Below are 26540 nucleotides of genomic sequence, written 5' to 3'. Positions count from 1 at the left end.
GGCCTCCGCCGCCGAGCCGGGCGTCAGCCCCGCGTGGACGCCGGGGCCGAACCTTTCGGAGCAGCGAAGCCCGGCAGGCGGAGGCCGGTGCCGATGTCGAGGCCTGCCGGCCGCCAGTCGCTCTCGTCCGGTGTCAGCACAGCTGACTGCTCCCACACGAAGCTCGGCACATCCGCGGGTACGAGCCGGGCGATCGCACCGGGCTCGAGTTCCCGCAGCGCAGCGAGGTGTCGAGGCTCGATGACCCCGGCGGCGAACGCCGCGTTGTCGAACACAACCTGGACGAGTCGCCACTGCGCGCCGTACCGGATCCCGGTCTCGAACTCGTTCCTGGACAGGTGGAAACTGTTCATCGTCGTCACGCTGGCAGCCTTCACCTCGATCCGGTCGGGCGTCGCCCCTCTGACCTCTATGTCGTAGCCGAAGGAGTCGGAGATCCGGGACACCTGGATCGGTCGGTGGCCCGACTGTCGCAGGGCATGGAGGACCACCTGCTCCGCGGCCTCCCCGAGGCGTTCTCTCATCGCCTCACCGCTTTCGGCCCGCACCTCTGCACTCGCGTCTAGCAGCAGGCGGTCCAGGTGGGCTTCCAACCAGGTCAGTGCCTTGAGGTCATCGGTCGGGATGTATGCGCGGACGACCGCACCGGTGCGAGTGGCCGGCAGCAACCAGGGCGGCGGGTCCGCCACCAGGAGGACCCGCGCCACGTCTTGCAGCGTTCGCTGGTCGCCGAACTCGGCGACGGCGGACAACCGCCGGCCGAGGCTCACTCCGTCCGTGACGTCGACCAGTCCGGCATCGACCAGAGAGCGGGCGACGGCAGCGAGATCGAGTGCCTCGATCAGATGGGAGCTGTGCGCCCGGGCTGCCTGGAGCCAGGCCCCAAGGCTGCCCCGAGGCGCGAGCGAGGCAACATCGGTCAGCAACTGAACGCCGAACACCGTTCCGTGGCGCGGTAGGAGAGTCATCGACGGCTTCGCAGCCTCTGCAGCAGCATCGCGACATCGTCGGCCAGCGCGAACGGCTCGGAATCACCGGCATCGGGTTCCGGCAGAGCGGCTCGGACGAGACCGGGGTCGTTCATCAACTCGGACAGGACCACGATCTTCTCGCGAAGCCGGCCGTGGACGTCCTCGTCGATGCTCTCCTCACTGATCAGCAGCGTGAAGCGGGTGACCACGTCGTCGCCCAGCCCAAGGCGGTGAATGCGGTCCTGACTCTGCAGGTAGTGGCCGACGTTGAAGCTCCGGTCGAGGTAAACCGCATTGTGGCACCAGTGGTGCAGGCTCACCCCTTCGCCGCAGGCCGCGGGGTTGGCCAGGAGAACGGTGCAATCGACGTCCTCCCGGAACCGGTTGAACTCGTCGTCCCTCGTCACCGCTCCGGCGGGCGCCCCGTCGGCCGGCGGGACGCCACCGTGGACCATGGCCGGCTGGAAGTCCTTGAGGACCGACCGCAGCAGCTTGAGATTCCGTACGAAGGTCGACCAGACCAGGACCTTCTCGTTCCGCGCAGCCGCCTCGCGGACGATCCGTTCGACTTCGCGGTACTTCCACGGCTGTTCGTACTCCCCGTACTGCTGCAACAGGTGCGCCAGTTGCTCGTCGCCGCGGAGCTCGATGGGCGGGTGCTGGAACCCGGCCTCGTCGTTCTCGTCCGACCCCGCCGACAGGAGCATGGGGTTGGTCGCCGCTTCGAGCAGGTACATCATGATCCGCCCGATCCGGCTGAAGTTGCGACGGTCGTCGACGCCGAGTGCGAACTCCCCCCGGTACCTGCCTTCCAGGGCCTCGTAGACGGCTTTCTGGATCTGCCCCATCGGCCGCGCGACGACGTCGAAGGTCGTCGGCGGCAAATTCAGCTGGGACTTGGGAGTCCTCACAAAATAACGTTCGATCGCCCTGCTCGTCTCCGCGACGACCACGGGATCCCGGCCGTCCTGCTCCGAGTAGGCCCCCGCCGGGAGGATCTGATGATCCTGCCCCGGGTAGAGGAAACGCAACGGGGCCACCAGGTCGTGCGCCCCCTGGGGAGCAGGCGTGCCCGTCAGCACGTCCCGGCGCCGAGCGGTGTAGGCGAGATCCAGCACGGCCCGCCCATGCACGCCCTGTTCGCCCTTCTTGATCCGGTGGGCTTCGTCCAGGACGACCTGCGTCGGTCGGCGCGTGACGTACTCCAGGATCCGGTCGTAGTCGGCCGCCGCCCGGTTGTAGTTGGTCAGGAGGATGTCCAGATCGTCCCGGATCAACGCCCCGGAGGAGTGAACGGTGAGGGCGGGCAGAGGCGAGAGGCACGCCTCCGAGTCCTCCTTCCAGGCCTGGAATGCCGCGAGCGGCGCGATGACGAGAAGCTGGTCGACGTGCCCCCTGGCCCGATTCACGGCGAAGTTCGCCAACGCCACTGTCGTCTTTCCTGCGCCGGGGACGGAGAAATCCGCGCCGTGCGGCAGCTGCAGGAGAACCGCGAGGTTGTCCAGCTGAAACGGTTTGAGCTGGCGCCGGAAACCGGCAGCGGCGAGTTCCTGCGAGAGGTCTCCCTCGCTGTCCCGCTCCTTGCCCCGGAGCACGCTCTCGCGCCGCCGGCGGTCCTCGATCAACGTCTGCAGCTGGCCCTGCAGGGCAGGCCCTATCCGAACCGCCTGCCCGAACCTCTTCCGTATCCTCGCCACGACCGTCAACTCCGCGAGGAATACGTCGACCCGGACATCGATACGGTCGGCCGAGCCGCCGACCGTACCCCGGCCGACGGCTTCGGACAGCTCCGCCCACGCCCCCGGGTTCGCCCCGGGACCGCGTTCGAGGACGACGACGGGACGGCCTGTCCGAACCAGCTCCGCCTGGATCAACGGACGCCCTCAATGTCCTCGAGCAACGCCTCGAATTCGCGGATCTTCAGCTGGAAGGCGGCCTCGTCCCAGTCCACCTGGGCACGGGCCCTGGGTAGCAGAGCGGGAATCCGCCGCAGGTCGGAGATGGCGTCGTCGAGGCGCTTCAGCGGCGCGTCTATGGCGTTCTGTTCCTGCTCCAGATCCCGGGCCTCACGGGCGGCAGCCGTGATCGCGGTCCGCAGACTCTGGCGCACGTGCTGCATCTGCGCCCGCCCGCCGCCCGGAAGATCGACCCCCGACTCCGGGCGGGTCGATGCCACCAGGTCGACGAGGTCGGCGACCGACGACTCATCGTCGTCCTCGTGCGCGAACTCGCTCAGCAGGTCCAGCTCGTCCGCCTCGTCCTCCGCGGCGCCGGCAGCCTCGAGCACCGACCTGAGCGTCGGCTCCTTGGCCAGTTCCTTCGCCACCAGGTCGACGGCGTCCTTCCTCTGGAGGTGCCGCAGATCGCGGTAGTTGACCTCGGACAGGATCCCCAGGAAGTAGGCCTCCTTGACCACGTCGGCCTCGCGCGCGGGCTTGTTCTTGATGTGCCTGGCCAACTCGTCGAAGGCCGACTCGTTGTCCGTGAAGTCGACGATGAGTCGAGTGCCCCCGGAACGCGCAACCAGCTGATGGACCAGCTGCAACTTGTCGTACTGCCGACGGACGTCCGCCACCGTCCGGTGCATCCGCTTCGCCACGCTGTCCCAATTGCGCTGGGCTCGCTCGTAGAGGTCCTCGATCATCAACGCCTCGTTGACCCACGAGTAGTCCGCCTTGAAGTCGCGGGCCACCTGGAGCTCGGCCTCGAGGTACAGCAACTCCTCGGCAGAGGCGTCCTTCGGGAGAACAAGACACCTCACGTACTGGCACTTGAGGTTTCCCTCCCGGTGGAGCGCACGCAGCCCCGCTGCACGCCGGTTGCCGTTGATCAGTACGCCGTCGGCCGTCAAAATCGCCGGCTCCTGCTGCCCACGGTCCAGCAGGTCGGCCTTGAGCTCGTCGAACTGGCCCTGGCTCCGAAGAATGGCGAACTGTGCCTCCTGCGCCTCCGGACCCAGCGGGTCGGCCGTGAAGAGGTCGTCGCGGCCGTGCTTCCGCGATTCCCTGAGCTGCTCCGCCTTTGTCCGGTGATTCAGCGTGGAGAAACGGACCCACTCCACCGGCACCTCTGTCTGCGGGAGGTCGCGATCCTCGCGAGGCCACGCCGGAACAGTCACCGAGCCCTTCTTGTGACGCGCTTCGAGGAACGCCGCGCGGTCGGGGTCGAGGATGTGCAACTGCATGGTCAGCTCCTGTAGGTGGTGACGCGCTGAGCTCCGTAGCGAGCGGTGATGACGGTCTGCTCGGTCGTGCCTCGCCGCTGGAACCCGACATGGCCGACGTAGAGCCCGGCTTCTTCCTCGACGATGCCGAAGGCTCTGAGCAGAAGCGTGGGGAAGTGACGCCTGGTCTCCCCGTCCCAGTTCCAGTCCGTCGCGCCGTCGGTCCGATCCGGCATGACGTAGATGCAGGGCGGCGGGACTCGCACGCCGCCGATGTCGATGGCGTGGGCGGACTTGGGACAGACACGAGTCGCCGTGCCGCACAGGTTGTTGTGGAAGATGACGCCGTCCACCGTGTCGGGATAGTCGCCGAAGAACCGGTTGCGGAGCCGGTTGACGCCCTTGGCGATGTGCTCGCCGGGCTCGTACCGCATGCTGTCGCAGAGCCACCAGAGATAGGTCTCCTGTGCCCATTCCGGGGCGGACCAGCTGACGCTGCTGTGCCTCCCGTCGGGACAGCCCTTCTGGATCACCGCGATGTCGCCGACTCCCGCGACGGTGAGACGGTAGACGGTGTCGGAACCGGCCTTCGGCCGCTCCAGGCCCTGTACCAGGCCTTGGCTCAGCAGTTCCTGAAGTACGCTGCCCAGAAAGGCCGTTCGGTCGGATGTCTCCGCGCTCTTGCGGCCGCGGACGCTCTCGATCGCTGCGGGCAGAGCGGCCTTGAACTCCTCGCTCGTCAGCCCATACTTGGCGATCAGCGCCTCTTCCCGCCCCAGGTCCCGGATCAGCTTGGATGCCGCGTCGACGGCCCACTTCGGCGGTGCCCCGGCGTGCCGGCACGGCGCAGCGTCTTCAAGCTCCAACGTCCCCGTCTCCTTCCCCAACAGGCTCCCGCCCCGCAGCCCGACACGGCGGAAGATCGCTCAGCGCGGATTGGGGAGATCATATGTATCTGGTGTGCCCCTGCGCGGGGGATCCGAGGACCTCAGAGGTTCTCCGGGATCTCGATCTTCAGCGAGGCGTCCGACTCGGCCTGATCGATGCGGGCGTTGTACTCCTCCAGCAGACGGCGCAGCTGGACCCGCACTCCGCCCTGTTCCATCCCCCCGATCTCCTCGACGGTGGTTCCGACGTAGTCCTCGATCGACTGAATGGCGACCAGGTCTCCGACACCGGCGATCCGAGCGTTCTGCACGGCAGCGGCCAGGGCCGCATCGGGTACGAGCACCCTGGCGAGGTACCCCTGGCGGAGGTTCTCCGCACAGCGCTCCTCGAAGACCCTGGAGCCCGGTGCCATGGTCACGTGGATCGCTGTGTCGCCGATCTGGTAGTCACCGGCCCGGCCGGTCTGCGAGTCGGCGGTCGTATAGCTCTCCACGTTGATCTCCCGGTCGGGGAAGCGGAGCTTGAGCTTCGCCCCGACCAGATGCTGGGCCACGGCCCCGGCGGCGGTGCCTCCACGCTTCGAAGCAGCCTCCAGAAGGTCTGCCACTGTGTTGCGTACCGGACGGCTCGGGTCGATCGGGACCTCGATGCGCAGGCGGTTGAAGAAGTCTTCGCGGGCCCGATCGACGAACCACTTCTGAAGCAGCGCAGCCAGTGCCCCGCGTTCCAATACGGTCAGGGAACCGACGCCGAGGGCATCCCCCTCGGCGTTCAGCAGGTCGACGATCTGCTGCGCGTGATCCAGCGTCGCGCGGGAGGTACGGCCGCCTTCGCTCCTGAACTTGCGGTGTTCGCCGTGCTCGGCGAGAAGTTTGGCGGCCTGTGCGCCTCCGGCCCCCTTCACCTGGGACTTCGTCCTGTAATGGTCCGGCAGGAGCGGGAAGGCATCGGCCAGGAACTCCGTCACGTAGAGGCCGGCACACATCACGTTCGTGTGGACGGTGCCGCCTTTGGGATCGCGCCTGGCCTCGTACCACTCATGGAGCTTCTCCCTCAGCCCGTCCGCGACGGCCGTGACCGAGGGCGTGACTGTTCCGGGCCGCAGGGCAACCATGCGTTCCTCCTGATCGTGAACAGGGGTTGTGACCGGGAAAAGCAGGCGCCGGCTGCCTCAGACCGCGGTCCGGTACTCGGGTTCGGATCGGGGCGCGGGCACGGGCGAGCCTGAAAGCTCACCGGTGAGAAGCGGCTGAAGGTAGTGCTCGGCCAGCCAAGCCACCGCGTCGACGCAGACCGCGTCGCCGAAGCCCATGACCGACTGGCTGCTCCTGCTCGGGAGAACGTAGTCGTCTGCGCCCATGAGCTTGGCGTACTCCCGTGCGGTCATCCACCGGACGCGCAGCGGCTCTCCCTTCTGCATGCGCACCACAGCCTGCTTGGACGACCCGCCCCGGGCCGTGCGGAGGCAGCCGGCGACATCGTCCTCCCGGATCTCCCACGCCGGGACGCCGTTGCGCGTTCGACGGTACGCGGTCCGGTAGGAGACCTCGGGCTCGCTGCTCAACCGCTCCATGCGTACGAGGTTGATTCCGGAGAGCTGGTCGACGAACTTCGCCACTCGGGCCGCGTTCCACCACTCGACGTGCGGGTCGTCGTCGGCGTCGACCAAGGCGGTCCACCCCGTGTCGCGCAGCCCGGGCGGCTCCGGCAACAGAGTCCGGTGGATGCGGAAATCGGCGTCGAGCGCGGGGTTGAGCCAAGCAGGGCGCAGTTCGGTGTCGCGCCGATCGTCGGCTGGGGGCTGCGGCAGTGTGCTGGCGATCATGAAGAGTCGAGGCCTGGACTGCGGCACGAACCGACGGGCGTCCAAGGTCACGACGTCCACCCAGTAACCAAGCCCGTCGAGCCGCTCGATCGCCGCCTTGATGTCAGCCCCCTGGTGGCTGGTGGCGAACCCGTTCACGTTCTCCAACACCACCAGCGGCGGCACTGCGCCGTCGCGCTCACCGATCGCTTCCAGGACGTTGGTGAAGTCCCAGAAGGTACTCGAGTGCTGACCTGCCAGGCCGGATCGGCCGCCGGCCAACGAGAGATCGGTGCACGGAAAGGACGCCCAGGCCAGCGAGAGACTCTCGGGGACGGACGCGGAGCTGATGTCCGAGGCGATCTCCCTGATGTCCCGAAGCACGTAGTGCTCTTCGGCGTCGGAGAACTGGCCGGCGTACATCTCCTTCTTCTGCGGGTCCAGGTCGTTCGCCCACACCACCTCGAAGCCCACCTGAGCCCGCTCCAGGCCCAATCGGGCCAGGCCGATCCCGGCGAAGAACTCGGCTACGACGAACTGCGCGGCGCCCGGAGCCGTTGCGTTCGGGGCGGACATACCGGTGTCGGAGGAGAGCTCTGAGGTCACCTCGCCGATGTTACGGGAGAGCGCCGACAGCACTCGCAAGAACAGCGCTGCCGTCCGTGCCGTCGCATACGGTTGAGAGGTGACTGGGAAAGCGGCCGAAGTACCGAAGGAAACCGAGTCCTGGGCGTCCAACGACGCGGTGCGAGCCAGCATGCAAGCCAACCGCAGTCGGGACACCGGGCCCGAGCTCGCACTGCGCCGTGCCGTGCACGCACGTGGACTTCGGTACCGGGTGTCCGCCCGCCCGTTGAAGGAGCTGCGGCGTACTGCCGACCTCCTCTTCACCCGGGCCAAGGTCGCCGTCTTCCTGGACGGTTGCTTCTGGCACGGCTGCCCGGAGCATCACACCGTCGCCGTGCGGAACGGCACCTACTGGGCTTCGAAGGTGGAGCGGAACCGGACTCGCGACGCGGACACCAACCAGCGCCTCGCGGAAGCCGGTTGGACTGTGGTGCGGGTGTGGGAGCACGAGGACCCGATCGAGGCTGCGGCGCGCGTCGAGGCCGCGCTGATCGAAGCCCGCCGTATCCACGGGCAGCTCTGACCCGCCTCAGGAGCCGAACGCCGCAAGGGCGGCCTCCCGGAGGAGGCCGCCCTCGGCGTGAGAACGACAGACCCGATCAGGAAATCGGATCAGAAGTCCATGTCACCGCCCGGCATGCCGCCGCCGGCGGCCGCAGCGGCCTTCTCCGGCTTGTCGGCGATGACGGCCTCGGTGGTGAGGAACAGCGCCGCGATGGAGGCGGCGTTCTGCAGGGCGGAGCGGGTGACCTTGGCGGGGTCGATGATGCCGGAGGCGATCAGGTCGACGTACTCGTTGGTCGCGGCGTTCAGGCCGTGGCCGGCGGGCAGGTTGCGGACCTTCTCGACCACGACGCCGCCCTCGAGGCCGGCGTTGGTGGCGATCTGCTTGATCGGGGCCTCGAGCGCCACGCGGACGATGTTGGCACCGGTGGCCTCGTCGCCGTCCAGCTCCAGCTTCTCGAACGCGACACCGGCCTGCAGCAGGGCGACGCCACCACCGGCGACGATGCCCTCCTCGACGGCGGCCTTGGCGTTGCGCACCGCGTCCTCGATGCGGTGCTTGCGCTCCTTGAGCTCGACCTCGGTGGCCGCGCCGGCCTTGATGACGGCCACGCCGCCGGCCAGCTTGGCGAGGCGCTCCTGGAGCTTCTCGCGGTCGTAGTCCGAGTCGGAGTTCTCGATCTCGGCGCGGATCTGGTTGACGCGACCGGCGACCTGGTCGCTGTCGCCGCCGCCGTCGACGATGGTGGTCTCGTCCTTGGTGATGACGACCTTGCGGGCGGTGCCCAGCAGGTCCAGGCCGGCGTTCTCGAGCTTGAGGCCGACCTCCTCGGAGATCACGGTGCCGCCGGTCAGGATGGCGATGTCGCCCAGCATGGCCTTGCGGCGGTCGCCGAAGCCCGGGGCCTTGACGGCGACGGACTTGAAGGTGCCGCGGATCTTGTTCACGACCAGGGTCGACAGGGCCTCGCCCTCGACGTCCTCGGCGATGATGACGAGCGGCTTGCCGCTCTGCATGACCTTCTCCAGCAGCGGGAGGAGGTCCTTGACCGAGGAGATCTTGGAGTTGGCGATGAGGATGTACGGGTCCTCGAAGCTCGCCTCCATGCGCTCCAGGTCGGTGGCGAAGTAGGCGGAGATGTAGCCCTTGTCGAAGCGCATGCCCTCGGTGAGCTCGAGCTCCAGGCCGAAGGTGTTGCTCTCCTCGACGGTGATGACGCCTTCCTTGCCGACCTTGTCCATGGCCTCGGCGATGAGCTCGCCGATCTGGGTGTCGGCGGCCGAGATGGAGGCGGTGGAGGCGATCTGCTCCTTGGTCTCCACGTCCTTGGCCTGGGCCAGCAGCTGGTCGGAGACGGCGGCGACGGCCTTCTCGATGCCGCGCTTCAGGGCCATCGGGTTGGCGCCGGCGGCGACGTTGCGCAGGCCCTCGCGGACGAGCGCCTGGGCGAGCACGGTGGCGGTGGTGGTGCCGTCACCCGCGACGTCGTCGGTCTTCTTGGCGACCTCCTTGACGAGCTCGGCGCCGATCTTCTCGTACGGGTCCTCGAGCTCGATCTCCTTGGCGATGGAGACACCGTCGTTGGTGATCGTGGGGGCGCCCCACTTCTTCTCCAGGACGACGTTGCGACCCTTGGGGCCGAGCGTCACCTTCACGGCGTCGGCAAGCTGGTTCATGCCACGCTCAAGGCCGCGGCGGGCTTCCTCGTCAAAGGCGATGATCTTGGCCATCAGAAGTGGTCCTCCGGGACACGGTCGACTGCTCGGACCAAGGGGTGCCCGCGACGGACGGCCCAGGAGAGCGGGGGTCCTGTCCCCTACCGCTTCCGGGGCCTCACCGGCCCGGTCCGTTGTCACTCTCACGCTGTGAGTGCTAACGCCAATGATTAGCACTCAGGGGTGCCGAGTGCAAGCCCATTCGGCACGCTCCGGCGACCCTTCCGGGAAACCCGCAGGCCGGGCCGGAGAACGCCGACAGGCCCGCCCCGGACGCGTCGCGCCGGGGACGGACCTGCCGTCTGTATCTGCGTGTGTGCGGTCTACCGGAGCCGTCAGGCGCCGGCGGCCCGGACCATGTCGGCCTGCGGACCCTTCTGACCCTGCGAGATCTCGAACTCGACCCGCTGGCCCTCTTCCAGGGTGCGGTAGCCGTCCATCTGGATCGCGCTGTAGTGGACGAACACGTCCGCTCCACCGTCGACCGCGATGAAGCCGTAGCCCTTCTCGGCGTTGAACCACTTGACGGTGCCCTGAGCCATTCCGAACTCCCCTTGTGCTGTGCTGGCCCTTCAGAGATCCGCGGGACGCGGACCCGGAGGTCTGGAAGGCCGGCCTGTGGGGACTCCCCCCCGTACGGCGCAGCCTCTGTCGCGGCTGAATGTATCCGGATATGCGCCCTCTGCAACAGGCCCCAATTTCACGGAAAGGCCGGGCCCCGCAGGGGATATGACGGGGCGAAAGGTATGGGGCGCGACAATTGCCACCGGACATAACGGACGTATCACCGCAAATTGCCGGAAGAATTCTGACGGCGGCCTGACAGGACGGGCGGTAAGCGGTCCGCGCATGTCTCGGAGCGCGGGACGGAACGGAGCCTGCGCGAGGTGCGGTGCGGTGAAAAACGAGGATTGGAACGGGCCTTGGCGGGGAACGGCCCGACCGGCACTCTACTCCCCCGCAGGTGCCGGAATTCCAGCGACCCGCCGGGCCGGAAACCGCAGGTGCCCGGCCCGGCAAAGGGCCGGCGGGCGGGTCCGGCCGGGCCGCTGCGCCGAACCGCCGCCAGGCGGGCCGGAAATCCGAATTCCGGGCCTGGCGGCGGCGGGGCGAATGCGCGGGGCGGCGTCAGCAGCCGCCGGCGACCGCCGGAATGATCGACACCGAGGCGCCGTCCTTGATCTCGGTCTCCAGGCCGTCGGCGAAGCGCACGTCGTCGTCGTTGACGTACACGTTGACGAAGCGGCGCAGCTTGCCGGTGTCGTCCAGCAGGCGGGCGGCGATGCCGGCGTGGTTCGCCTCCAGGTCCGCGATCACGGCGGACAGGGTGCCGCCCTCGGCGGTCACCTCGGCGGCGCCGCCGGTGTAGGTGCGGAGGATGGTGGGGATGCGGACGGTGGCGCTCATGATGGGTGGCTCCTCGGACGTGGGGGGGTTCAGGCGGAGGCGAGGCCGGCGGCGCGGAAGGACTCCAGCGTCGGGCGGATCACGGCGGTCATGCCGGAGTCGGCGACCGCGTCGAGGGTCTTCAGGCCGTCGCCGGTGTTGATCGCGACGGTCTCCTTGGACGGGTCCAGCCGACCGGTCTCGACCAGCTTCTTCAGCACGCCCACGGTGACGCCGCCCGCGGTCTCGGCGAAGATCCCCTCGGTGCGGGCCAGCAGCTTGATCGCCTCGACCACCTCGGCGTCGGTGACGTCCTCGACGGCGCCGCCGGTGCGGCGGGCGATGTCGAGCACGTACGGGCCGTCGGCGGGGTTGCCGATCGCCAGCGACTTGGCGATGGTGTCCGGCTTGACCGGCTTGATCACGTCGCGGCCGGCCTTGAAGGCGGCGGAGACCGGGGAGCAGCCCTCGGCCTGGGCGCCGAAGACCTTGTACGGCCGGTCCTCGACCAGGCCGAGCTTGATCAGCTCCTGCAGTCCCTTGTCGATCTTGGTGAGCTGGGAGCCGGAGGCGATCGGGATGACGATCTGCTCGGGCAGCCGCCAGCCGAGCTGCTCGCAGATCTCGAACGCCAGGGTCTTGGAGCCCTCGCCGTAGTACGGGCGGAGGTTGACGTTGACGAAGCCCCAGCCCTCGCCGGCCGGGTCGCCGATCAGCTCCGAGCAGAACCGGTTCACGTCGTCGTAGTTGCCGTCGATGCCGACCAGCTCGCCGCCGTACACCCCGGCCATCACGACCTTGCCCTGCTCCAGGTCGTGCGGGATGAACACGCAGGACTTGAAGCCGGCCCGGGCCGCGGCGGCGCCCACCGCACCCGCCAGGTTTCCGGTGGACGAGCAGGACAGCGTGGTGAAGTCGAACGCGCGGGCGGCCTCGATCGCGCAGGCCACCACCCGGTCCTTGAAGGAGTGGGTGGGGTTGCCGGAGTCGTCCTTGACGTGCAGCTGGGCGGTGAAGCCCAGCTCGCGGCCCAGGTTGTCGGCCTTCACCAGCGGCGTCCAGCCCGGGTTCAGGTTCGGCTTGCCGGCCACGTCGGCGGGGACGGGCAGCAGCGGCGCGTAGCGCCAGATCGACGCCGGGCCGGCCTCGATGCGCTTGCGCAGCTCGTCGGCGTCGTAGCCCGCGTAGTCGTAGGCGATCTCCAGCGGGCCGAAGCACTCCAGGCAGGCGAAGCTCGGGCCGAGCGGGAAGCGGGTGCCGCACTCGCGACAGGACAGCGCGGTGGCCGGACCGAGGTCGACGGCGACGGGTGCGGGGGTGTCAACAGCCATGGTGGCGAGGCCCTTTCTCCTCATCTTCCCCGGGTCGCGGTCGCGCCCGGGCCGGAATTGGCACCTGTCCCGCCGGGCCTGCGAGGCCGCGCGGGAGGGTTGCCGGGACGTCAACGGGCCGTTCCCTCAGTCCCTCTGGATGAGCTCTGTGAAGTTGTGGTCGTACGCTGCGAGCGACCCCGGCGTGCGAAGGTCCGAGCGCAGTACGAAGACTGTAACCGAAGGCCCGTGCCGTCCAACCCGACCGTCCGACACCCGAGACGGACCGAGACAGGGAGCGAGATCTTGGCCGACCAGCCCGAGCCCGGGGTACTGCCGGAGGTGGCCGACTGGCTGCGCCGCCGGTCCTGGACGGCCGCCGACCGGCCACTCGACCTGCTGCTCGCCGCCAAGCGCGCCGCCGGCACCGCCGGCACCGTCAGCGTGGTGCTGCCCGCCTTGGACGAGGAGACCACCGTCGGCGAGATCGTGGCCGCGATCCGCACCGAGCTGATGGAGCGCGTCCCGCTGGTCGACGAGCTGCTGGTGGTCGACTCCGGCTCGGTGGACGGCACCGCCGCCGCCGCGGCCGCCGCCGGTGCCCGGGTGGTGCACCGGGACGCCATCCTGCCCCGGCTGCCCGCCGCCCCCGGCAAGGGCGAGGTGCTGTGGCGGGCGCTGCTCGCCAGCAGCGGCGCGATCGTCTGCTACGTCGACGCGGACCTGCGCGAGTTCGACCCGGCGTTCGTCTCCGGCATCGTCGGCCCGCTGCTCACCGACCCGGCCCTGCAGCTGGTCAAGGCCATGTACGACCGCCCGTTCGAGGCCGACGGGGCGGTCGTCCCGGCCGGCGGCGGCCGGGTCACCGAACTGGTCGCCCGCCCGCTGCTCAACCTGCACTGGCCGCAGCTGGCCGGCTTCGTCCAGCCCCTCGGCGGCGAGTACGCGGCCCGCCGCAGCCTGCTGGAGCGGCTGCCCTTCCCGACCGGCTACGGCGTCGAACTCGGGCTGCTGGTCGATGCGTTGGAACTGGTCGGGCTGGACGCGCTGGCCCAGGTCGACGTCGGCGTCCGGCACCACCGGCACCAGGACGGCCAGGCCCTCGGCCGGATGGCCGCCACCATCTACCGCACCGCGCTGGAACGCCTCGACCGCACCCACCGCCTGAAGGCCGACCCCGACCTGGTCCGCCCCCTCCTCACCCAGTACACCCGCACCCCCACCGGCTTCACCCCCCGCACCCACCCCGTCCCGGCCACCGAACGCCCCCCGATGACCACCGTCCCGGAGTACCGCAACCGCTGACCGCCCACCCGCGTCCGCCCCGGCGCGGAAGCCCGCCCCGGCACCGCCTCCCGCCCGCCGTGCCCGGCCCGCCGCGTTCGCCGAGCGGCCGCGCCGGCGGCGGCCGACCCCGAGTGTTCACCCGGTGCGGGCCGCGCCGGGTGGTTTGGTCCGCTGATCACACGGCAAGGTTGGCTGTATGGCCGATCACGCGTCCGAACGCCCCCAGCAGTCCGGAGCCGCCCCGATCCTGGTGGCCTCCAACCGCGGGCCGGTGTCCTTCCGCACGGAGGACGACGGCACGCTGAGCCTCCGCAGAGGCGGCGGCGGCCTGGTCTCCGGGCTCTCCGCGATCGACGACCCGAACGCCGTCTGGGTCTGCGCCGCCCTCTCCGACGCCGACCGCACCGCCGCCCGGAAGGCGCCCGACGGACGCCTCGACCGGGCCGGCCACGACGTCGGCGGACAGGCCGTCCGCATGCTCGACATCGACCCGGAGACCTTCGCCCGGGCCTACAACGGCGTCGCCAACTCCACCCTGTGGTTCGTCCACCACCTGCTGTACCGGACCCCCGTCCAGCCCGCCTTCGACGCGGACTTCCGCACCGAATGGGACGCCTACCGGGCCTACAACACCGCCTTCGCCGAGGCCCTCGCCGCCGAGGCCGCCCCCGGCGCCGCCGTCCTGGTGCAGGACTACCACCTGTCGCTGGCCCCCGCGCTGCTCCGGGCCCTCCGCCCCGACCTGCGCATCGGCCACTTCTCGCACACCCCCTGGGCCCCGCCCGACTACTACCGGCTGCTGCCCGATGACGTCGCCGCCGACGTCCTCGAAGGCATCCTCGGCGCCGACCGGGCCGCCTTCCTCACCCGCCGCTGGGCGCTCGCCTTCGCCGACTGCTGCGAGGCCCTCCTCGGCGCCGACGTCGACCGCGACGCCCTGACCGTCACCCACGCCGGCCGCACCACTCGGCTCGGCGTCCACGGCCTCGGCGCCGACGGCGAGTTCCTGCGCGAACGCGCCCACCGGCCGGACGTCGACGAGCGTCTCACCGCGCTGCGGGAGGCCGTCGGCGACCGCCGCACGATCGTCCGGGTCGACCGCACCGAGCTCAGCAAGAACATCGTCCGCGGCCTGCTCGCCTACCGGCACCTGCTCCGCAGCCGCCCCGAGTGGCTCGACCGGGTCGTCCACATCGCCTTCGCCTACCCCTCGCGCACCGACCTCGCCGAGTACCGCGAGTACACCGCGGCGGTGCGGCGGATCGCCGAGGAGATCAACGCCGAGTTCGGCACCGCGGACTGGCAGCCGGTCCTGCTGCACGTCGACGACGACTTCCCGCGCTCCCTCGCCGCGTACCGGCTGGCCGACGTCGCCCTGGTGAACCCCATCCGCGACGGCATGAACCTGGTCGCCAAGGAGGTCCCGGTCGTCTCCGACCACGGCTGCGCCCTGGTCCTGTCCCGCGAGGCCGGCGCCCACGAGGAGCTGGCCGACGACGCGATCACCGTCAACCCCTTCGACGTCATCGCCACCGCGGACGCCCTGGCCCGGGCCCTCGACATGCCCGCGGCCGAACGCGCCGAGCGCACCGGGCGACTGGCTGCTGCGGCGACGGCGCTGCCGCCGCAGCAGTGGTTCCTCGACCAGTTGGGGGCGCTGTGACAGGGGCGCCCGCCGTCACCCCCGCAGCAGCTCGGCCAGCTCCGTGAGCAGGTCGACCACGCCCGCCGGCCCCGCCACCACCAGGTCGGCGCGGTCGGCGAGTTCGCGGACGGGGGGTTCGCCGGTGACCGGCCCGCTGCAGACCAGCAGACCGGGGTGGCCCTGCTCCCGGCGCCGGGAGACCTCCGCGTACGCGGCGAGGTCGCCGAGGTCGTCGCCGGCGAACAGCACGGGGCCGGCCCGGCGTTCCGCCAGGAACTCCCGGAGGGCGGTGCCCTTGTCGACGCCGGGCGGGCGGAGTTCGAGCACCATCCGGCCGGGCTCGACCATCAGGCCGTGGCGGGCGGCGAGCTCGGCCAGGGGTGCGCGGAGGAGTTCCAGCGTGCCGTCGGGGTCGTCCGCCCGCCGGGTGTGCACGGCCAGCGCGCGCTCCTTGTCCTCCACGAAGGTTCCCTCGGGCGCCTTCAACTCGTCGAGCAGCGCGGGGAGTTCGGCCCGCACGGCGGCGACGCCGGGCGGCAGCGGGGCGGCGCTGACGCCGCGCCCGGAGTCCCAGCGTTCGGCCCCGTAGTGTCCGAGGACGGTGAGGTGTTCGAGGCCGGGGGTGTCGGCGAAGCCGCCGTACGCGGCGGCGGTCGCGGCGGGCCGCCCGGTGACGACGACCACCGAGCCGACCAGCGGGGCGAGCGCGGTGAGGGCGGGGACGACGCCGGGGTGGGCGCGGGCCTGTTCCGGGTCGGCGACGATCGGCGCGAGCGTGCCGTCGAAGTCGAGTCCCACGACCGCGGAGCGCGGGTCGGCGAGCAGGCCCGCCAGTCCGGTCCGACCTGCCTGGGACGTGATCTGCTCAGCAATTCCCATGCCCCAGACGCTACCCGGCGCCGGCCGTCCGCGGGCGCGTCTCACTGCCTGGCGTCGCGCCGGGTCTGCCGGACCCGGCGCAGCCGGTTGACCAGGACGGGGTCGTGGGCGAGGGCTTCCGGCCGGTCGAGCAGGGCGTTGAGGAGCTGGTAGTAGCGGGTGGCGGAGATGCCGAGCTCCTGCCGGATCGCCTGCTCCTTGGCGCCGGCGGTCCGCCACCCGCGTGCCTCCAGTTCGAGTACCGCCCGGTCGCGGTCGGTCAGTTCGGCCATGCGTCCAGGCTAGTCGCGGCGGCTGTCAGCCCTTGCGGGCCCGGGAGGCCTCGGCCGCCGCGGCGCTCTGGAGCTCGCCGAGCACGTCCTCGCCGCCGGGCTTCACGGCCTCGCCCATGCGCTGCTTGAGCATGCTGGAGACCTTGTCCCAGGACGGGTCGCCGAGCGGGTAGAAGTTGGCGTTCGGCAGCGCGTTGAGGAACTCGGTGAGGTCCTTGTGGGCGGGGTTGGCGGACATCTCGTCGAGGGTGTCCTGGGTGACGGGCAGCATGTTGTACTGCTCGTCGAACTTGAGGGTGTTCTCCTTCTTGTAGACGAAGTTGAGGAACTTCTTGATCTCCGCCCGGTGGCCGTTCTCCTTGAACGCCATCATCCAGTCGGCGACGCCGAGGGTGGCGGGCTTGACGGTCTTGTCCTTGCGCGGGATCGCGGCGGTGCCGTACTTGATGTTGCCGGCGACGGCCTTGCTGACCAGTCCGGGGTGGCCGTTGAGCATGGCGACCTTGCCGGCGGCGAAGTCCGCGAACGCGGTCTTGCGGTCGACCTTGGCGGGGTCGTCGTAGGTGAGGCGCTTGTCGACCAGGCTGGTGCGCAGCCAGTTGAAGGTGGAACGGTTCTGCGGGCTGTCGATGGTGTAGTTGCCGGCGTTGTCGGAGAGTCCGCCGCCGCCGCTCATGGTCCAGATCATCGACTCGCCCTGGGCCTCCTCGGGGCCGAGCGGCAGCGCGTACGGGATGACGCCGGGGGCCTTGGCCTTGACCAGTTCGGCGTCGCGGCGCAGTTCGTCCCAGGTGGTGGGCGGGGCGGTGATGCCGGCCTTGTCGAAGATGTCCTTGTTGTAGAAGAACACCCGGCTGGAGGAGATGAACGGGATGCCGTACTGGCTGCCGAGCACCTGTCCGGCCTTGGCGAACGAGTCCAGGATGTTGACCTGGGTGTCGATGGAGAGCACGTCGCCGGCCGGGTAGAGGCGGTCGGCGGCGACCTGGTCGGCGTAGCCGCCGGTCTGCACGACGTCGGGGGTCTTGCCCTTGGCGATCAGGTCGGCGATGTGCTTGTCGATGTCGGTCCAGCCGACCACGTCGACGCGGATCTTGATGTCGGGGTTGGCGGCCTCGAAGCGGCGGGCGAGGTCGTTCCAGTAGATCGCGCTGGAGTTGGTCTCGTTGTCGCCGTAGTCGGCTGCGACCAGGCTGAGCGTGACACCCCCCGACATGTCCAGGGCACCGCAGCCGGTGAGCAGCAGGGACCCGACGATGGGCAGGGGGAGCAGCGCTGATCGCTTCACAGATGGACCGCCTTCAGGAGGGTGACAGCGTGACCCTGACAGCCGCTCCAGGTAGTGGTCCACACCTGTGGGGACGGAGTTATCGAAGTGTCAGATCGTGTTTCGCTCAGCGTGACACATCATCAAGAACTGTCCGGTAATGGGACGTTCACGCTTTGAGCACCGTCACGCCGGCGTCCGCGAAGGCGGCCGCCAGACCGTCCTCGACCTGGTCGTCGGTGACCAGCGTGTCCACCCGGTCCAGGCCGCAGATCCGGGCGAAGGCGCGGTGGCCCAGCTTGGAGGAGTCGGCGGCCACCACCACCCGGCGGGCCCGCTCGGCGAGCAGCCGGTTGACCGCCGCCTCGCCCTCGTGGTGGGCCGTGGCGCCGTGCCCGGCGTCGATCGCGTCCACGCCCAGCACCGTGGTGTCCAGAGCGAGTTCGCCGAGCACCTGGGCGGCCAGCGGACCGATCAGCTCGTAGGACTGCGGGCGGGCGACGCCACCGGTGACGACGATCTTCACCTGCGGACGGACCGTCAGCTCGTTGGCGATGTTGAGCGCGTTGGTGACCACGGTGAGGCTCTGGCCGTTCTCGGGGTGCTCGGCCAGGTCGGGGCGGACCGCGAGGGCGCGGGCCACCTCGGTGGTGGTGGTGCCGCCGTTCAGGCCGACCACCTCGCCGGGGGCGATCAGGCCGGCCACCAGGGCGCCGATCCGCTGCTTGGCGTCGGCGTTCCGGGCGGTCTTGTAGCGCAGCGGCAGATCGTAGGAGACGCTGTGCGCCACCGCACCGCCCCGGGTGCGGGTGACCATCTGCTGGCGGGCCAGCTGGTCGAGGTCGCGCCGGATGGTGGCGGCCGAGACGTCCAGTGCGGCGGCCGCCTCCTCGACGTCCAACTTGCCGTGCTCGGCCAGCAGTTCCAGCAGCGCGTTCCACCGCTCGTACCTGGACATCGTTCCGCTCCTCCCGCGCTCGCCACCGCGCGCCCCGCGGCCGGTCCGGACAGCTTCGCACAACCGGGTCGTCGCCAGTGCATTGCGCAGTGATGCGCGAAACGGCTATAAATCAATCAGATTTGCGCACACTTCCTGTGTCGTCGCCCGGATACCGTCGAAGGAGTCCGCACCCATGCCGCACCCGTCCCTGACCGGCGAGGAGATCGCCACCCAGCCCGAGAACTGGCGCACCGCCGCGGCGCTGGCGGCGAGCGGCCCGGCCGGCCTGCCGCAGCGCGGCGAGCGCGTGGCCGTGGTCGGCTGCGGCACCTCGTGGTTCATGGCGCAGGCGTACGCCGCGCTCCGCGAGTCCGGCGGCCACGGCGAGACCGACGCCTTCGCCGCGTCCGAGTTCCCGCACGGCCGCCGCTACGACCGGGTGCTGGCGATCACCCGCTCCGGCACCACCACCGAGGTGCTGCGGCTGCTGGCCGACACCGACCTGCCGAGCACCGCGATCACCGCCTGCACCGACCAGCCGGTGGCCGCCTCCGCCGGCCACCTGATCGACCTGGGCTTCGCCGACGAGCGCTCGGTGGTGCAGACCCGCTTCGCCACCACCGTGCTCGCCCTGCTCCGCGCCCACCTGGAGCTGGAGGAGGCCCGCCCCGCCGGGGTCGCCACCGTCGCCGAGGCCGCCGCGGACGCCGAGCGCGCGGTCGCCTGGCAGGTGCCGCAGGAGCTGGTCGAGCTGGAGCAGATCTCCTTCCTCGGCGCGGGCTGGACCAACGGCCTGGCCCAGGAGGCCGGACTGAAGATGCGCGAGGCGGCGCTCGCCTGGACCGAGGCGTACCCGGCGATGGAGTACCGGCACGGCCCGATCTCGATCACCGCCCCCGGCCGCGCCGCCTGGGCCTTCGGCGCGCTGCCGGTCGGCCTGGCGGACGAGGTGGCGGCGGTCGGCGGGCGGCTGGTGGCCGACTCCGGCGCGGGCGGCCTGGACCCGCTGGCCGACCTGGTGCGGGTGCACAAGCTGGCGGTCGCACTGGCCGCGCACCGCGGCCTGAACCCGGACGAGCCGCGCAACCTGACCCGCTCGATCATCCTGTCCTGACCGCCCGCCCCGGTCCGGCAAAACCCCCAGGAGTCGCCAAAGAGCGATAAACCTCACCTCCCAGGACCAGACCAATCGAGCAACTGGACTAGACCTCTTCGACTCGGCCAAGGGAAACTGTCCCCCGTGAAGCACGTCATCGCACTCGATGTAGGCGGCACCGGCATGAAGGCCGCGCTGGTCGCCCAGGACGGCTCCGTGCTGTACGAGGCACGCCGACCGACCGGGCGGGAGCACGGCACCGACGCCGTCGTCGCCACCATCCTCGACTTCGCCGCCGACCTGGCGCAGGAGGGCCGCACCCGGTTCGGTGCCGCCCCCCTCGCGGCAGGCGTCGCCGTGCCGGGGACGATCGACGAGAAGAACGGGATCGCGGTCTTCTCCGCCAACCTCGGCTGGCGGGACCTGCCGATGCGCAAGCTGCTCGGCGAGCGCCTCGGCAACATCCCGGTCGCCCTCGGCCACGACGTCCGCTCCGGCGGCCTCGCCGAGGGCCGGATCGGGGCCGGCCGGGGGGTCGACCGGTTCCTGTTCATCGCGCTCGGCACCGGCATCGCCGGCGCGATCGGCATCGGCGGATCCATCGAGGCCGGCGCCCACGGCTACGGCGGCGAGATCGGACACGTGGTGGTCCGCCCCGGCGGCCCGCTCTGCGGCTGCGGCGCCCGCGGCTGCCTGGAGACCCTGGCCTCCGCCTCCGCGGTGTCCCGGGCCTGGGCCGAGGCCACCGGCGACCCGGACGCCGACGCCGCCGCCTGCGCGCTGGCCGTCGAGGCCGGCGACCCGGCGGCCGTCGAGGTCTGGCAGGACGCGGTGGACGCCCTCGCCGACGGCATCGTGCTGGCGCAGAGCCTGCTCGACCCGTCGACGGTGATCGTCGGCGGCGGGCTGGCCGAGGCCGGTGACACCCTCTTCACGCCGCTGCGCGCCGCGGTGACCGAGCGGTTGACCTTCCAGATGCCCCCGAAGGTCGTTCCGGCCATGCTCAAAGACACCGCCGCGTCCCTGGGCGCCGGTTTGCTCGCCTGGGATCTGCTCTCCATGGAGGTGACCGCGTGACCGCGGACCGAACTGCACTGGCCGGCGCCCGACTGGTCCTGCCCGGCGGGGTGATCGAAGGCGGCCGGCTCACGGTCGAGGGGCCGCGCATCGCGGACCTCGGCGGCGAGACCGCGGCCGGCGACCTCGACCTGACCGGGTACACCGTCGTCCCCGGCTTCGTCGACCTGCACGTGCACGGCGGCGGCGGCGCGAGCTACGCCTCCGGGAGCGCCGAGGAGGCGCTCACCGCCGCCCGCACGCACCTGGAGCACGGCACCACCACGACGATGGCCTCCACCGTCACCGGCGAGATCGACGACGTCTGCCGCCAGGCGGCCGTCCTCTCCGAACTCGTCGAGGACGGCGTGCTGGCCGGCATCCACTTCGAGGGGCCCTTCATCTCGCACAACCGGTGCGGCGCCCACCGCCCCGACCTGCTGCGCGACCCCGACCCGGCGCTGGTGCGCAAGCTCGCCGACGCCGCCCGCGGCCACGCGAAGATGTTCACCCTCGCCCCGGAGCTGCCCGGCGGCCTGGAGTCCGTCCGGATGCTCGCCGAGCAGGGCATCATCGCCGCCGTCGGCCACACCGACTCCGACTACGCGGTCACCCTGGAGGCGATCGACGCCGGAGCCACCGTCGCCACCCACCTGTTCAACGCGATGCCGGGCATCCAGCACCGCGCCCCGGGCCCGATCGTCGCGCTGCTGGAGGACGAGCGGGTCACCGTCGAGCTGATCAACGACGGCATCCACCTGCACCCGTCGGTGCTCGAACTCGCCTACGGCACGGCCGGCGCCGACCGGGTCGCGCTGATCACCGACGCGATGGGCGCGGCCGGCATGGGCGACGGCCTGTACCCGCTCGGCCCGCTCCAGGTCCGGGTCGAGGACGGCGTGGCCCGCCTCGTCGAGGGCGGCTCCATCGCCGGCTCCACCCTCACCCTGGACGTCGCCTTCCGGCGCGCCGTCACCGTGCTCGGCCTCTCCCTGAACCAGGCCGTCACCTCGCTGTCCACCGTCCCGGCCCGGCTGATGGGCCTGGCCGACACCCTCGGCACCCTGGAGGCAGGCAAGAACGCCGACCTCGTCGTCCTCGACTCCGACACCTACGAGCTCGCCGCGGTGATGCGCCGCGGCGAGTGGATCGTCGGCGCGGACCGCTTCACCAGGGCCGGCAACCCGGCCTGACCCGGCTGGGGGCCGTCCCCCGGTCGCTCCCGCACGCGTGGGGGTGAGCAGCGGAACCTGCGCCTCGTTGCTCACCCCGACCGGGAGACCCCCTTGCCGCTCGTCCCCACCTCCGACCTGCTCGCGTCCGCCGCCGCCGAAGGGCGCGGACTGCCCGCCTTCAACGTGATCACGCTGGAGCACGCCGAGGCGATCGCCGCCGGCGCCGAAGCCGTCGGCACGCCCGTCGTGCTGCAGCTCAGCCAGAACGCGATCGCCTACCGCGGCGGCCGCCTGCTGCCGATCGCCCGGGCCTGCGCGGAGATCGCCGCCGCCGCCCGGGTGCCCGTCTCGCTCCACCTCGACCACGTCGAGAACTTCGACCTGCTGCGCGCGGCCCCCGCCGCCGGGTTCTCCTCCGCGATGTTCGACGCCTCCGCGCTGCCGCACGACGAGAACGTCAAGGCCACCGCCGAGGCCGCCGCCTGGGCGCACCGCCACGGCCTGCACCTGGAGGCCGAACTCGGCCGGGTCGGCGGCAAGGACGGCGAGCCGCCGCTGTCCGCGCACGCCCCCGGCGCCCGCACCGACCCGGCGGAGGCGGCCCGCTACGTCGCCGACACCGCCGTCGACGCGCTCGCCGTCGCCGTCGGCTCCTCGCACGCGATGACCTCGCGCACCGCCGACCTCGACCTCGCGCTGATCGGCGAACTGGCCGCCGCCGTCCCCGTCCCGCTGGTCCTGCACGGCAGCTCCGGCGTGCCCGACGAGCAGCTGGCCGCGGCCGTCGCGGCCGGCATGGTGAAGGTCAACATCGGCACGGCCCTCAACCTGGCCTACACCCCCGCCGTCCGCGACCACCTGACGGCCCGCCCGGACACCACCGACCCGCGCAAGTACCTCACCGCCGCCCGGGACGCCATGACCCGCACCGTCGAACAGCTGGCCCGGGTGGTCGCCGCGGCCCGCTGACCCCTCAGCCCGACGCCACTCGCTGCGCCGCGGCGACCTGGGCCGCCACGGCGGCCCGGGCCGCCGCCAAGGCATCGGCGTGCTCACGGACGGCCTGCTCCTGGGCGGCGAAGTCCACCGCGTACCAGACACCCACCACGTTGTGGCGGTGACGGCACTCCGCGTCGGCCCGGGCCACCCGTAGTTCGTGTTCTCCGGGCAGTGGCGTCCGCGACCACTCCGGATCGGTCAGTGCCGCCACCGGGTCCGGGTAGTCGAAGCCGGATTCCTTCATGCACGCCGACCACAGCGCGAACACGGCCCGGGTCCGCGGATCGTCCTGCGAGCGCCGCAGGGTGTCGAGCTTCAGGTCCTCCGCGATCTGGGCGTTGCCCAGCCGCCCTCCGAGCGAGCCGGTCAACGCCTTCATGGCCTCCCCGGCACACCCGTGATCCGGTACGACCTGGCCGTTGACGACCTGGCCGCCGGGCCCGAACTTGCTGCCGGAGCCGTCCGACCCGGTCATGGCCGCGGCAGCCCCGGGCAGGGTGGTGTCCACCCCCGCGCTCCACCGGTTCTGGCCCGCCCGCAGCCCGCCCTCGGGGTGGTAGCCCCACACCGCCATCAACCGGGCGCTCTGGTGACCGTAACGTCCGTCCACCCGGGTCGTCGGGGCGTCACTGTCCCGCGGAACGGCGTCCGGCATCGTGTACGTCAGCCCGAACCGCGCGGCGCACTGCGCCAGCAGGCGCTGCTGCGTGCCGATCACCAACGCCTCCTGCGCGGGGGTCAGCAAATAGGAATCCAGCGGCAGCGGACGGTCGTTGGCCGAATCGAGTACGGGCACCTGCCCGACGGAGGGCACCGCGGAAGGCGTCCCCGCGTCGGCCGCCGGGGCCGGGGACGGGCCGCCGCAGGCGGCCGCGGCCAGCATCGGCAGGAAGGCAACAGCAGTGGCGAGGCGGCGCAGTCGCGACACCCGTGCTCCTCTCGGATCGATCGACCGGTCAGGCATGGCGCACCAACGGACCGGGCCGTCCGATCCGCGCGGAATCGGACGGCCCGGCGCTCGTCGCGGTGTCAGGAAGTGCGGCCCGACGCGTTGTTGTTGCGCATCGACCCGTTCAGGTCGGCCAGGCCGTAGGCGGGGATGCTCTGGCACGAGTAGCTGCAGTCGTAGTTGACGCTGTAGTACACCGTGAAGCCGACGGTCAGGCTGCTGTCCATCGCCGCCGCGTTGTTGCGCACGGGCTGGCCGGCACCGGAGCAGCCGAAGTGGCTGCACGAGAAGGTGTAGCCCGAGTAGTTCGCGATGTCGCCGCCCTGCTTGAACACCGCGCCGTACCCGCTGGCCCGCGGGCTGTAGTACAGGCAGACGAAGGCACCGGATCCCCCGCAGTCGGCGCCCGCCATGTCCGCCGAGGCCGGCGTTGCGGCAACCAGCCCGCTGGCCGCCATTCCCGCGGCCACCGCCAGTGCCGCGACCGTCCGCTTGAAGCGCATGTAGTCCCCTCCGATCAGGGGCGCTCTCGCCGAGCGCCCGCCGGACCAAGATCATAAAGTCCGCACGGCCCACCGGGGAAGGTTCGTGCGGACATGATCGGCCGGTGACCGGGCCGGACTACCAGCCCTGGACCTTGGAGGTCCCGTTCGGGGTGACAGCTATCTGGTCGAGCAGGAAGCCGCACTGGTTGTCGGCCTGGCAGGTCACCGAGATGGTGTGGTGGCCGGGCTGGGCGACGGTGCCGCTGACCCAGGACGAGTACCAGGAGCTCTCCGGCGGCAGACCGGGGCTGTAGTTGTTCAGCTTTATCGGGGTGTAGGTCGGCTTGCCGTCCACCGCGACCGTCGCGGTGGCGTTCGGGCCGCTGTTGTTGAAGCGCAGCCAGATCTGGAACGACCCGGCGGCGGGCACGTCGACGTCCCAGGAGACCGACGCGCCGACCGTGCGGAGGCCGTCGACGTACTTGCCGCCGGCTCCCTTCGCGCCCGCCACCTGCGTGGCGACGACGCTGCCGCCGCTGAGCTTCATGCCTGCGGCGTCGGCGACGTCCGTCCCGCCGGAGAGCGCGCTGGGGCTCGGCGCCGCGCTGGAGGGGGCCGCGCTCTGGGGGGCGGCCGGGGCGGTCGGGCTGTGCGTGGGGGAGGCCTGGTTCTTGCCGCCGTCCGGGTCGCCGGTGGACAGCGCGACGCCCGCGCCGACGGCGATCGCGGCGACCACCGCGACGGCGCCGATCACGGCGGCCTTGCCGCGGCCTGCCGGCCGGTCCTCGCCGGGCCGGGGCCGGGAGCGCTCGGCGTACCGGGACTGCTGCGGGAGCGCGGCGGTCTCCTGGCCGGGCGCGGCGACGGGGCCGGCGGGCGGCGGGGTCTGCGGGTGGGCGGGCCGCTCGCCGTAGTGGGCGCGGCCGACCTCCATCGGGCGGCTGTAGCCGGTGCGGGGCCGCTCGGGTGCGGGCTGCTCGCCCTCGGCGGGGCGGTACAGGTACGCGAAGGGGTCGTCCTCGCCCGCGCCGTCGGGCGCGCCGCCGTTGCTGCCGGCCGTGGTCACGGTCAACTCCCCAGTACTGGATGCTCTCGTACCCAGGGCACCCTACCTGCCGCCGCCGAGGACGGAACAAACGGTTCAGCCCGCCCGGCGGTGCGAGCGCTCGCCGCGCGAGCCGCGGGCCGCGCCGCCCCGGGTGCGCTTCTCGTCGTACATCCGCTCGTCCGCGGAGTGCAGGACCTCGTCGATGCTCATGCCGCAGCCGGCCCAGCCGATGCCGAGGCTGACGCCGACCCGGACCACCCGGTTGTCGATCCGCATCGGCGGGAGGATGGCGCTGCGCAGCCGCCCGGCGAGCTCCTTCGCCTCCTCGCGGCCGATCGCGTCGGCCAGCACCACGAACTCGTCGCCGCTCATCCGGGCGACCGTGTCGCCCTCCCGGACGACCTGCTGGAGCCGGCGGGCGATCTCGATCAGCACGGCGTCGCCGGCGTTGTGGCCGTAGCGGTCGTTGACCAGCTTGAAGCCGTCGAGGTCGCAGTAGAGGACGGCGAGGCCCTTGTCGGGGGCGGCCCGGCGCTGGCCGTGCCAGAGTTCGCCGTGCGCCGGGTCGGCGGGGACGACGGCGTGCACGTGGTGCGCGGGGGTGCCGTCGTGGCGGAGCACCTCGCCCGCGGCGAAGGCCTCGCGGTCGCGTTCCAGGGCCTCGTCCGGGGCCGCGTAGCCGTGCGCGAGGGCGGCGGGGGCGGCGGGGGCCGCCGGCCCGTCCTGGGCGGCGTGGGGCGGTTGGTGCGCGGCGCCGGGCGGCAGTGGCTGGCCGGGCAGTCCGGGGCGGGAACAGAGCCGGCGGGCGAGCCGGGCCCGCAGTTCGGCGCCGTTGGGCAGGCCGGTGAGGGCGTCGTGGCTGGCCCGGTGGGCGAGCTGGAGTTCGTGCCGCTTGCGGTCCTCGATGTCCTCGACGTGGGTGAGCAGGAAGCTCGGGCCCTCGGCGGCGTCGGCGACCACCCCGTTGGGCAGGGAGACCCACAGGTGGCCGCCCTCCCCGCGGGAGAGTCTCACTTCGGCCCCGCCGCCCACCGCGCGGGTGCGCAGCACCACGTACAGGTCGGCGGGGTGGT

General features: G+C 71.4%; 25 protein-coding genes and 1 riboswitch. Of the genes, 7 read left to right on the top strand and 18 right to left on the bottom strand.

The window, feature by feature from the left end; genetic code table 11:
* Positions 1-23: 23 nt before the first annotated feature.
* From ACFV1L_RS15300 to ACFV1L_RS15275, 6 genes are all read right to left on the bottom strand, one after another.
* Complete coding sequence (locus tag ACFV1L_RS15300; RefSeq protein WP_380366045.1) at positions 24-941, bottom strand: DUF3883 domain-containing protein; 918 nt, start codon at positions 939-941, stop codon at positions 24-26.
* A gap of 23 nt (positions 942-964) precedes the next feature.
* Positions 965-2845, bottom strand: a complete 1881-nt coding sequence (locus ACFV1L_RS15295) for a DEAD/DEAH box helicase (RefSeq protein ID WP_380366044.1) — start codon at positions 2843-2845, stop codon at positions 965-967.
* Complete coding sequence (locus ACFV1L_RS15290) at positions 2842-4155, bottom strand: hypothetical protein (protein ID WP_380366042.1); 1314 nt, start codon at positions 4153-4155, stop codon at positions 2842-2844. Before ACFV1L_RS15290 ends, ACFV1L_RS15295 begins: the two co-directional genes overlap by 4 nt.
* Positions 4156-4157: 2 nt before the next feature.
* Positions 4158-5000 (bottom strand): hypothetical protein, encoded by an 843-nt coding sequence (locus tag ACFV1L_RS15285; protein WP_380366040.1) that lies wholly within the window; start codon positions 4998-5000, stop codon positions 4158-4160.
* A 122-nt stretch (positions 5001-5122) separates the two neighbouring features.
* The gene (locus ACFV1L_RS15280) at positions 5123-6136 is read right to left on the bottom strand and encodes a DUF4928 family protein (RefSeq protein ID WP_380366038.1); all 1014 of its coding nucleotides are present in this window, start codon (positions 6134-6136) and stop codon (positions 5123-5125) included.
* A gap of 57 nt (positions 6137-6193) precedes the next feature.
* The gene (locus tag ACFV1L_RS15275; RefSeq protein ID WP_380366036.1) at positions 6194-7432 is read right to left on the bottom strand and encodes a DNA cytosine methyltransferase; all 1239 of its coding nucleotides are present in this window, start codon (positions 7430-7432) and stop codon (positions 6194-6196) included.
* Positions 7433-7511: 79 nt separating this feature from the next.
* Between ACFV1L_RS15275 and ACFV1L_RS15270 the strand changes: the two genes are divergently transcribed.
* The gene (locus ACFV1L_RS15270) at positions 7512-7976 is read left to right on the top strand and encodes a very short patch repair endonuclease (RefSeq protein ID WP_380366035.1); all 465 of its coding nucleotides are present in this window, start codon (positions 7512-7514) and stop codon (positions 7974-7976) included.
* 89 nt (positions 7977-8065) lie between these two features.
* Here ACFV1L_RS15270 and groL read toward each other — a convergent pair whose 3' ends face one another.
* The 4 genes from groL to thrC form a co-directional block, all read right to left on the bottom strand.
* A complete protein-coding gene (gene groL / locus ACFV1L_RS15265) occupies positions 8066-9688 on the bottom strand; it encodes a chaperonin GroEL (protein WP_380366033.1) in 1623 nt (540 codons plus the stop codon).
* Positions 9689-10008: 320 nt separating this feature from the next.
* The gene (locus ACFV1L_RS15260; RefSeq protein ID WP_014137493.1) at positions 10009-10215 is read right to left on the bottom strand and encodes a cold-shock protein; all 207 of its coding nucleotides are present in this window, start codon (positions 10213-10215) and stop codon (positions 10009-10011) included.
* A 586-nt stretch (positions 10216-10801) separates the two neighbouring features.
* Entirely contained in the window at positions 10802-11080 is a 279-nt protein-coding gene (locus ACFV1L_RS15255) for a MoaD/ThiS family protein (protein WP_380366031.1), read from the bottom strand.
* Between the two features lie 29 nt (positions 11081-11109).
* Positions 11110-12390 carry a threonine synthase gene (thrC, locus tag ACFV1L_RS15250; protein ID WP_380366029.1) on the bottom strand — a complete coding sequence of 427 codons (1281 nt, stop codon included), beginning with the start codon at positions 12388-12390 and terminating at the stop codon, positions 11110-11112.
* 17 nt (positions 12391-12407) lie between these two features.
* Positions 12408-12536: riboswitch (SAM riboswitch) on the bottom strand.
* A 139-nt stretch (positions 12537-12675) separates the two neighbouring features.
* On the opposite strand from thrC, the gene ACFV1L_RS15245 reads away from it, so the two are divergent.
* Complete coding sequence (locus ACFV1L_RS15245) at positions 12676-13674, top strand: glucosyl-3-phosphoglycerate synthase (protein ID WP_380366028.1); 999 nt, start codon at positions 12676-12678, stop codon at positions 13672-13674.
* Positions 13675-13852: 178 nt separating this feature from the next.
* On the top strand, positions 13853-15319 hold the full coding sequence (locus ACFV1L_RS15240) for a trehalose-6-phosphate synthase (protein ID WP_380366027.1): 1467 nt from the start codon (positions 13853-13855) through the stop codon (positions 15317-15319).
* 15 nt (positions 15320-15334) lie between these two features.
* Here the strand turns inward: ACFV1L_RS15240 and otsB are convergent, their stop codons facing one another.
* The 4 genes from otsB to ACFV1L_RS15220 all read right to left on the bottom strand — a co-directional run bounded on the left by otsB (position 15335) and on the right by ACFV1L_RS15220 (position 18677).
* Positions 15335-16180 (bottom strand): trehalose-phosphatase, encoded by an 846-nt coding sequence (gene otsB, locus ACFV1L_RS15235; RefSeq protein WP_380366026.1) that lies wholly within the window; start codon positions 16178-16180, stop codon positions 15335-15337.
* Between the two features lie 41 nt (positions 16181-16221).
* A complete protein-coding gene (locus ACFV1L_RS15230; RefSeq protein ID WP_380366025.1) occupies positions 16222-16452 on the bottom strand; it encodes a DUF3263 domain-containing protein in 231 nt (76 codons plus the stop codon).
* Between the two features lie 25 nt (positions 16453-16477).
* Positions 16478-17740, bottom strand: coding sequence for an extracellular solute-binding protein (locus ACFV1L_RS15225; RefSeq protein ID WP_380366024.1), 1263 nt, complete (start codon positions 17738-17740; stop codon positions 16478-16480).
* Between the two features lie 148 nt (positions 17741-17888).
* Entirely contained in the window at positions 17889-18677 is a 789-nt protein-coding gene (locus ACFV1L_RS15220; protein ID WP_380366023.1) for a DeoR/GlpR family DNA-binding transcription regulator, read from the bottom strand.
* A 175-nt stretch (positions 18678-18852) separates the two neighbouring features.
* Here ACFV1L_RS15220 and ACFV1L_RS15215 point away from each other — a divergent pair, with 175 nt between their 5' ends.
* From ACFV1L_RS15215 to ACFV1L_RS15200, 4 genes are all read left to right on the top strand, one after another.
* Positions 18853-19773: an SIS domain-containing protein gene (locus ACFV1L_RS15215; RefSeq protein ID WP_380366022.1), complete on the top strand. Its 921-nt coding sequence runs from the start codon at positions 18853-18855 to the stop codon at positions 19771-19773.
* A gap of 126 nt (positions 19774-19899) precedes the next feature.
* Positions 19900-20832 (top strand): ROK family protein, encoded by a 933-nt coding sequence (locus ACFV1L_RS15210; protein ID WP_380366021.1) that lies wholly within the window; start codon positions 19900-19902, stop codon positions 20830-20832.
* Positions 20829-22004, top strand: a complete 1176-nt coding sequence (gene nagA, locus ACFV1L_RS15205; RefSeq protein ID WP_380366019.1) for an N-acetylglucosamine-6-phosphate deacetylase — start codon at positions 20829-20831, stop codon at positions 22002-22004. Before ACFV1L_RS15210 ends, nagA begins: the two co-directional genes overlap by 4 nt.
* Before the next feature lie 93 nt (positions 22005-22097).
* On the top strand, positions 22098-22955 hold the full coding sequence (locus ACFV1L_RS15200; protein WP_380366018.1) for a ketose-bisphosphate aldolase: 858 nt from the start codon (positions 22098-22100) through the stop codon (positions 22953-22955).
* A gap of 4 nt (positions 22956-22959) precedes the next feature.
* On the opposite strand, the gene ACFV1L_RS15195 is transcribed toward ACFV1L_RS15200, so the two are convergent.
* The 4 genes from ACFV1L_RS15195 to ACFV1L_RS15180 form a co-directional block, all read right to left on the bottom strand.
* Positions 22960-23913, bottom strand: coding sequence for a hypothetical protein (locus ACFV1L_RS15195; protein WP_380366016.1), 954 nt, complete (start codon positions 23911-23913; stop codon positions 22960-22962).
* 101 nt (positions 23914-24014) lie between these two features.
* On the bottom strand, positions 24015-24437 hold the full coding sequence (locus ACFV1L_RS15190) for a hypothetical protein (RefSeq protein WP_380366014.1): 423 nt from the start codon (positions 24435-24437) through the stop codon (positions 24015-24017).
* 118 nt (positions 24438-24555) lie between these two features.
* Positions 24556-25485: a hypothetical protein gene (locus tag ACFV1L_RS15185; protein WP_380366013.1), complete on the bottom strand. Its 930-nt coding sequence runs from the start codon at positions 25483-25485 to the stop codon at positions 24556-24558.
* A gap of 75 nt (positions 25486-25560) precedes the next feature.
* Positions 25561-26540, bottom strand: a 980-nt coding sequence (locus ACFV1L_RS15180; protein WP_380366011.1) for a diguanylate cyclase domain-containing protein, incomplete at its 5' end; no start/stop codon positions are given.

The sequence above is a fragment of the Kitasatospora sp. NPDC059646 genome (genome assembly GCF_042734615.1).
Taxonomy (GTDB): Bacteria; Actinomycetota; Actinomycetes; order Streptomycetales; family Streptomycetaceae; genus Kitasatospora.
Note: the sequence above shows the minus strand (reverse complement) of the source record. Positions and strands in the feature narration are given on the sequence as shown.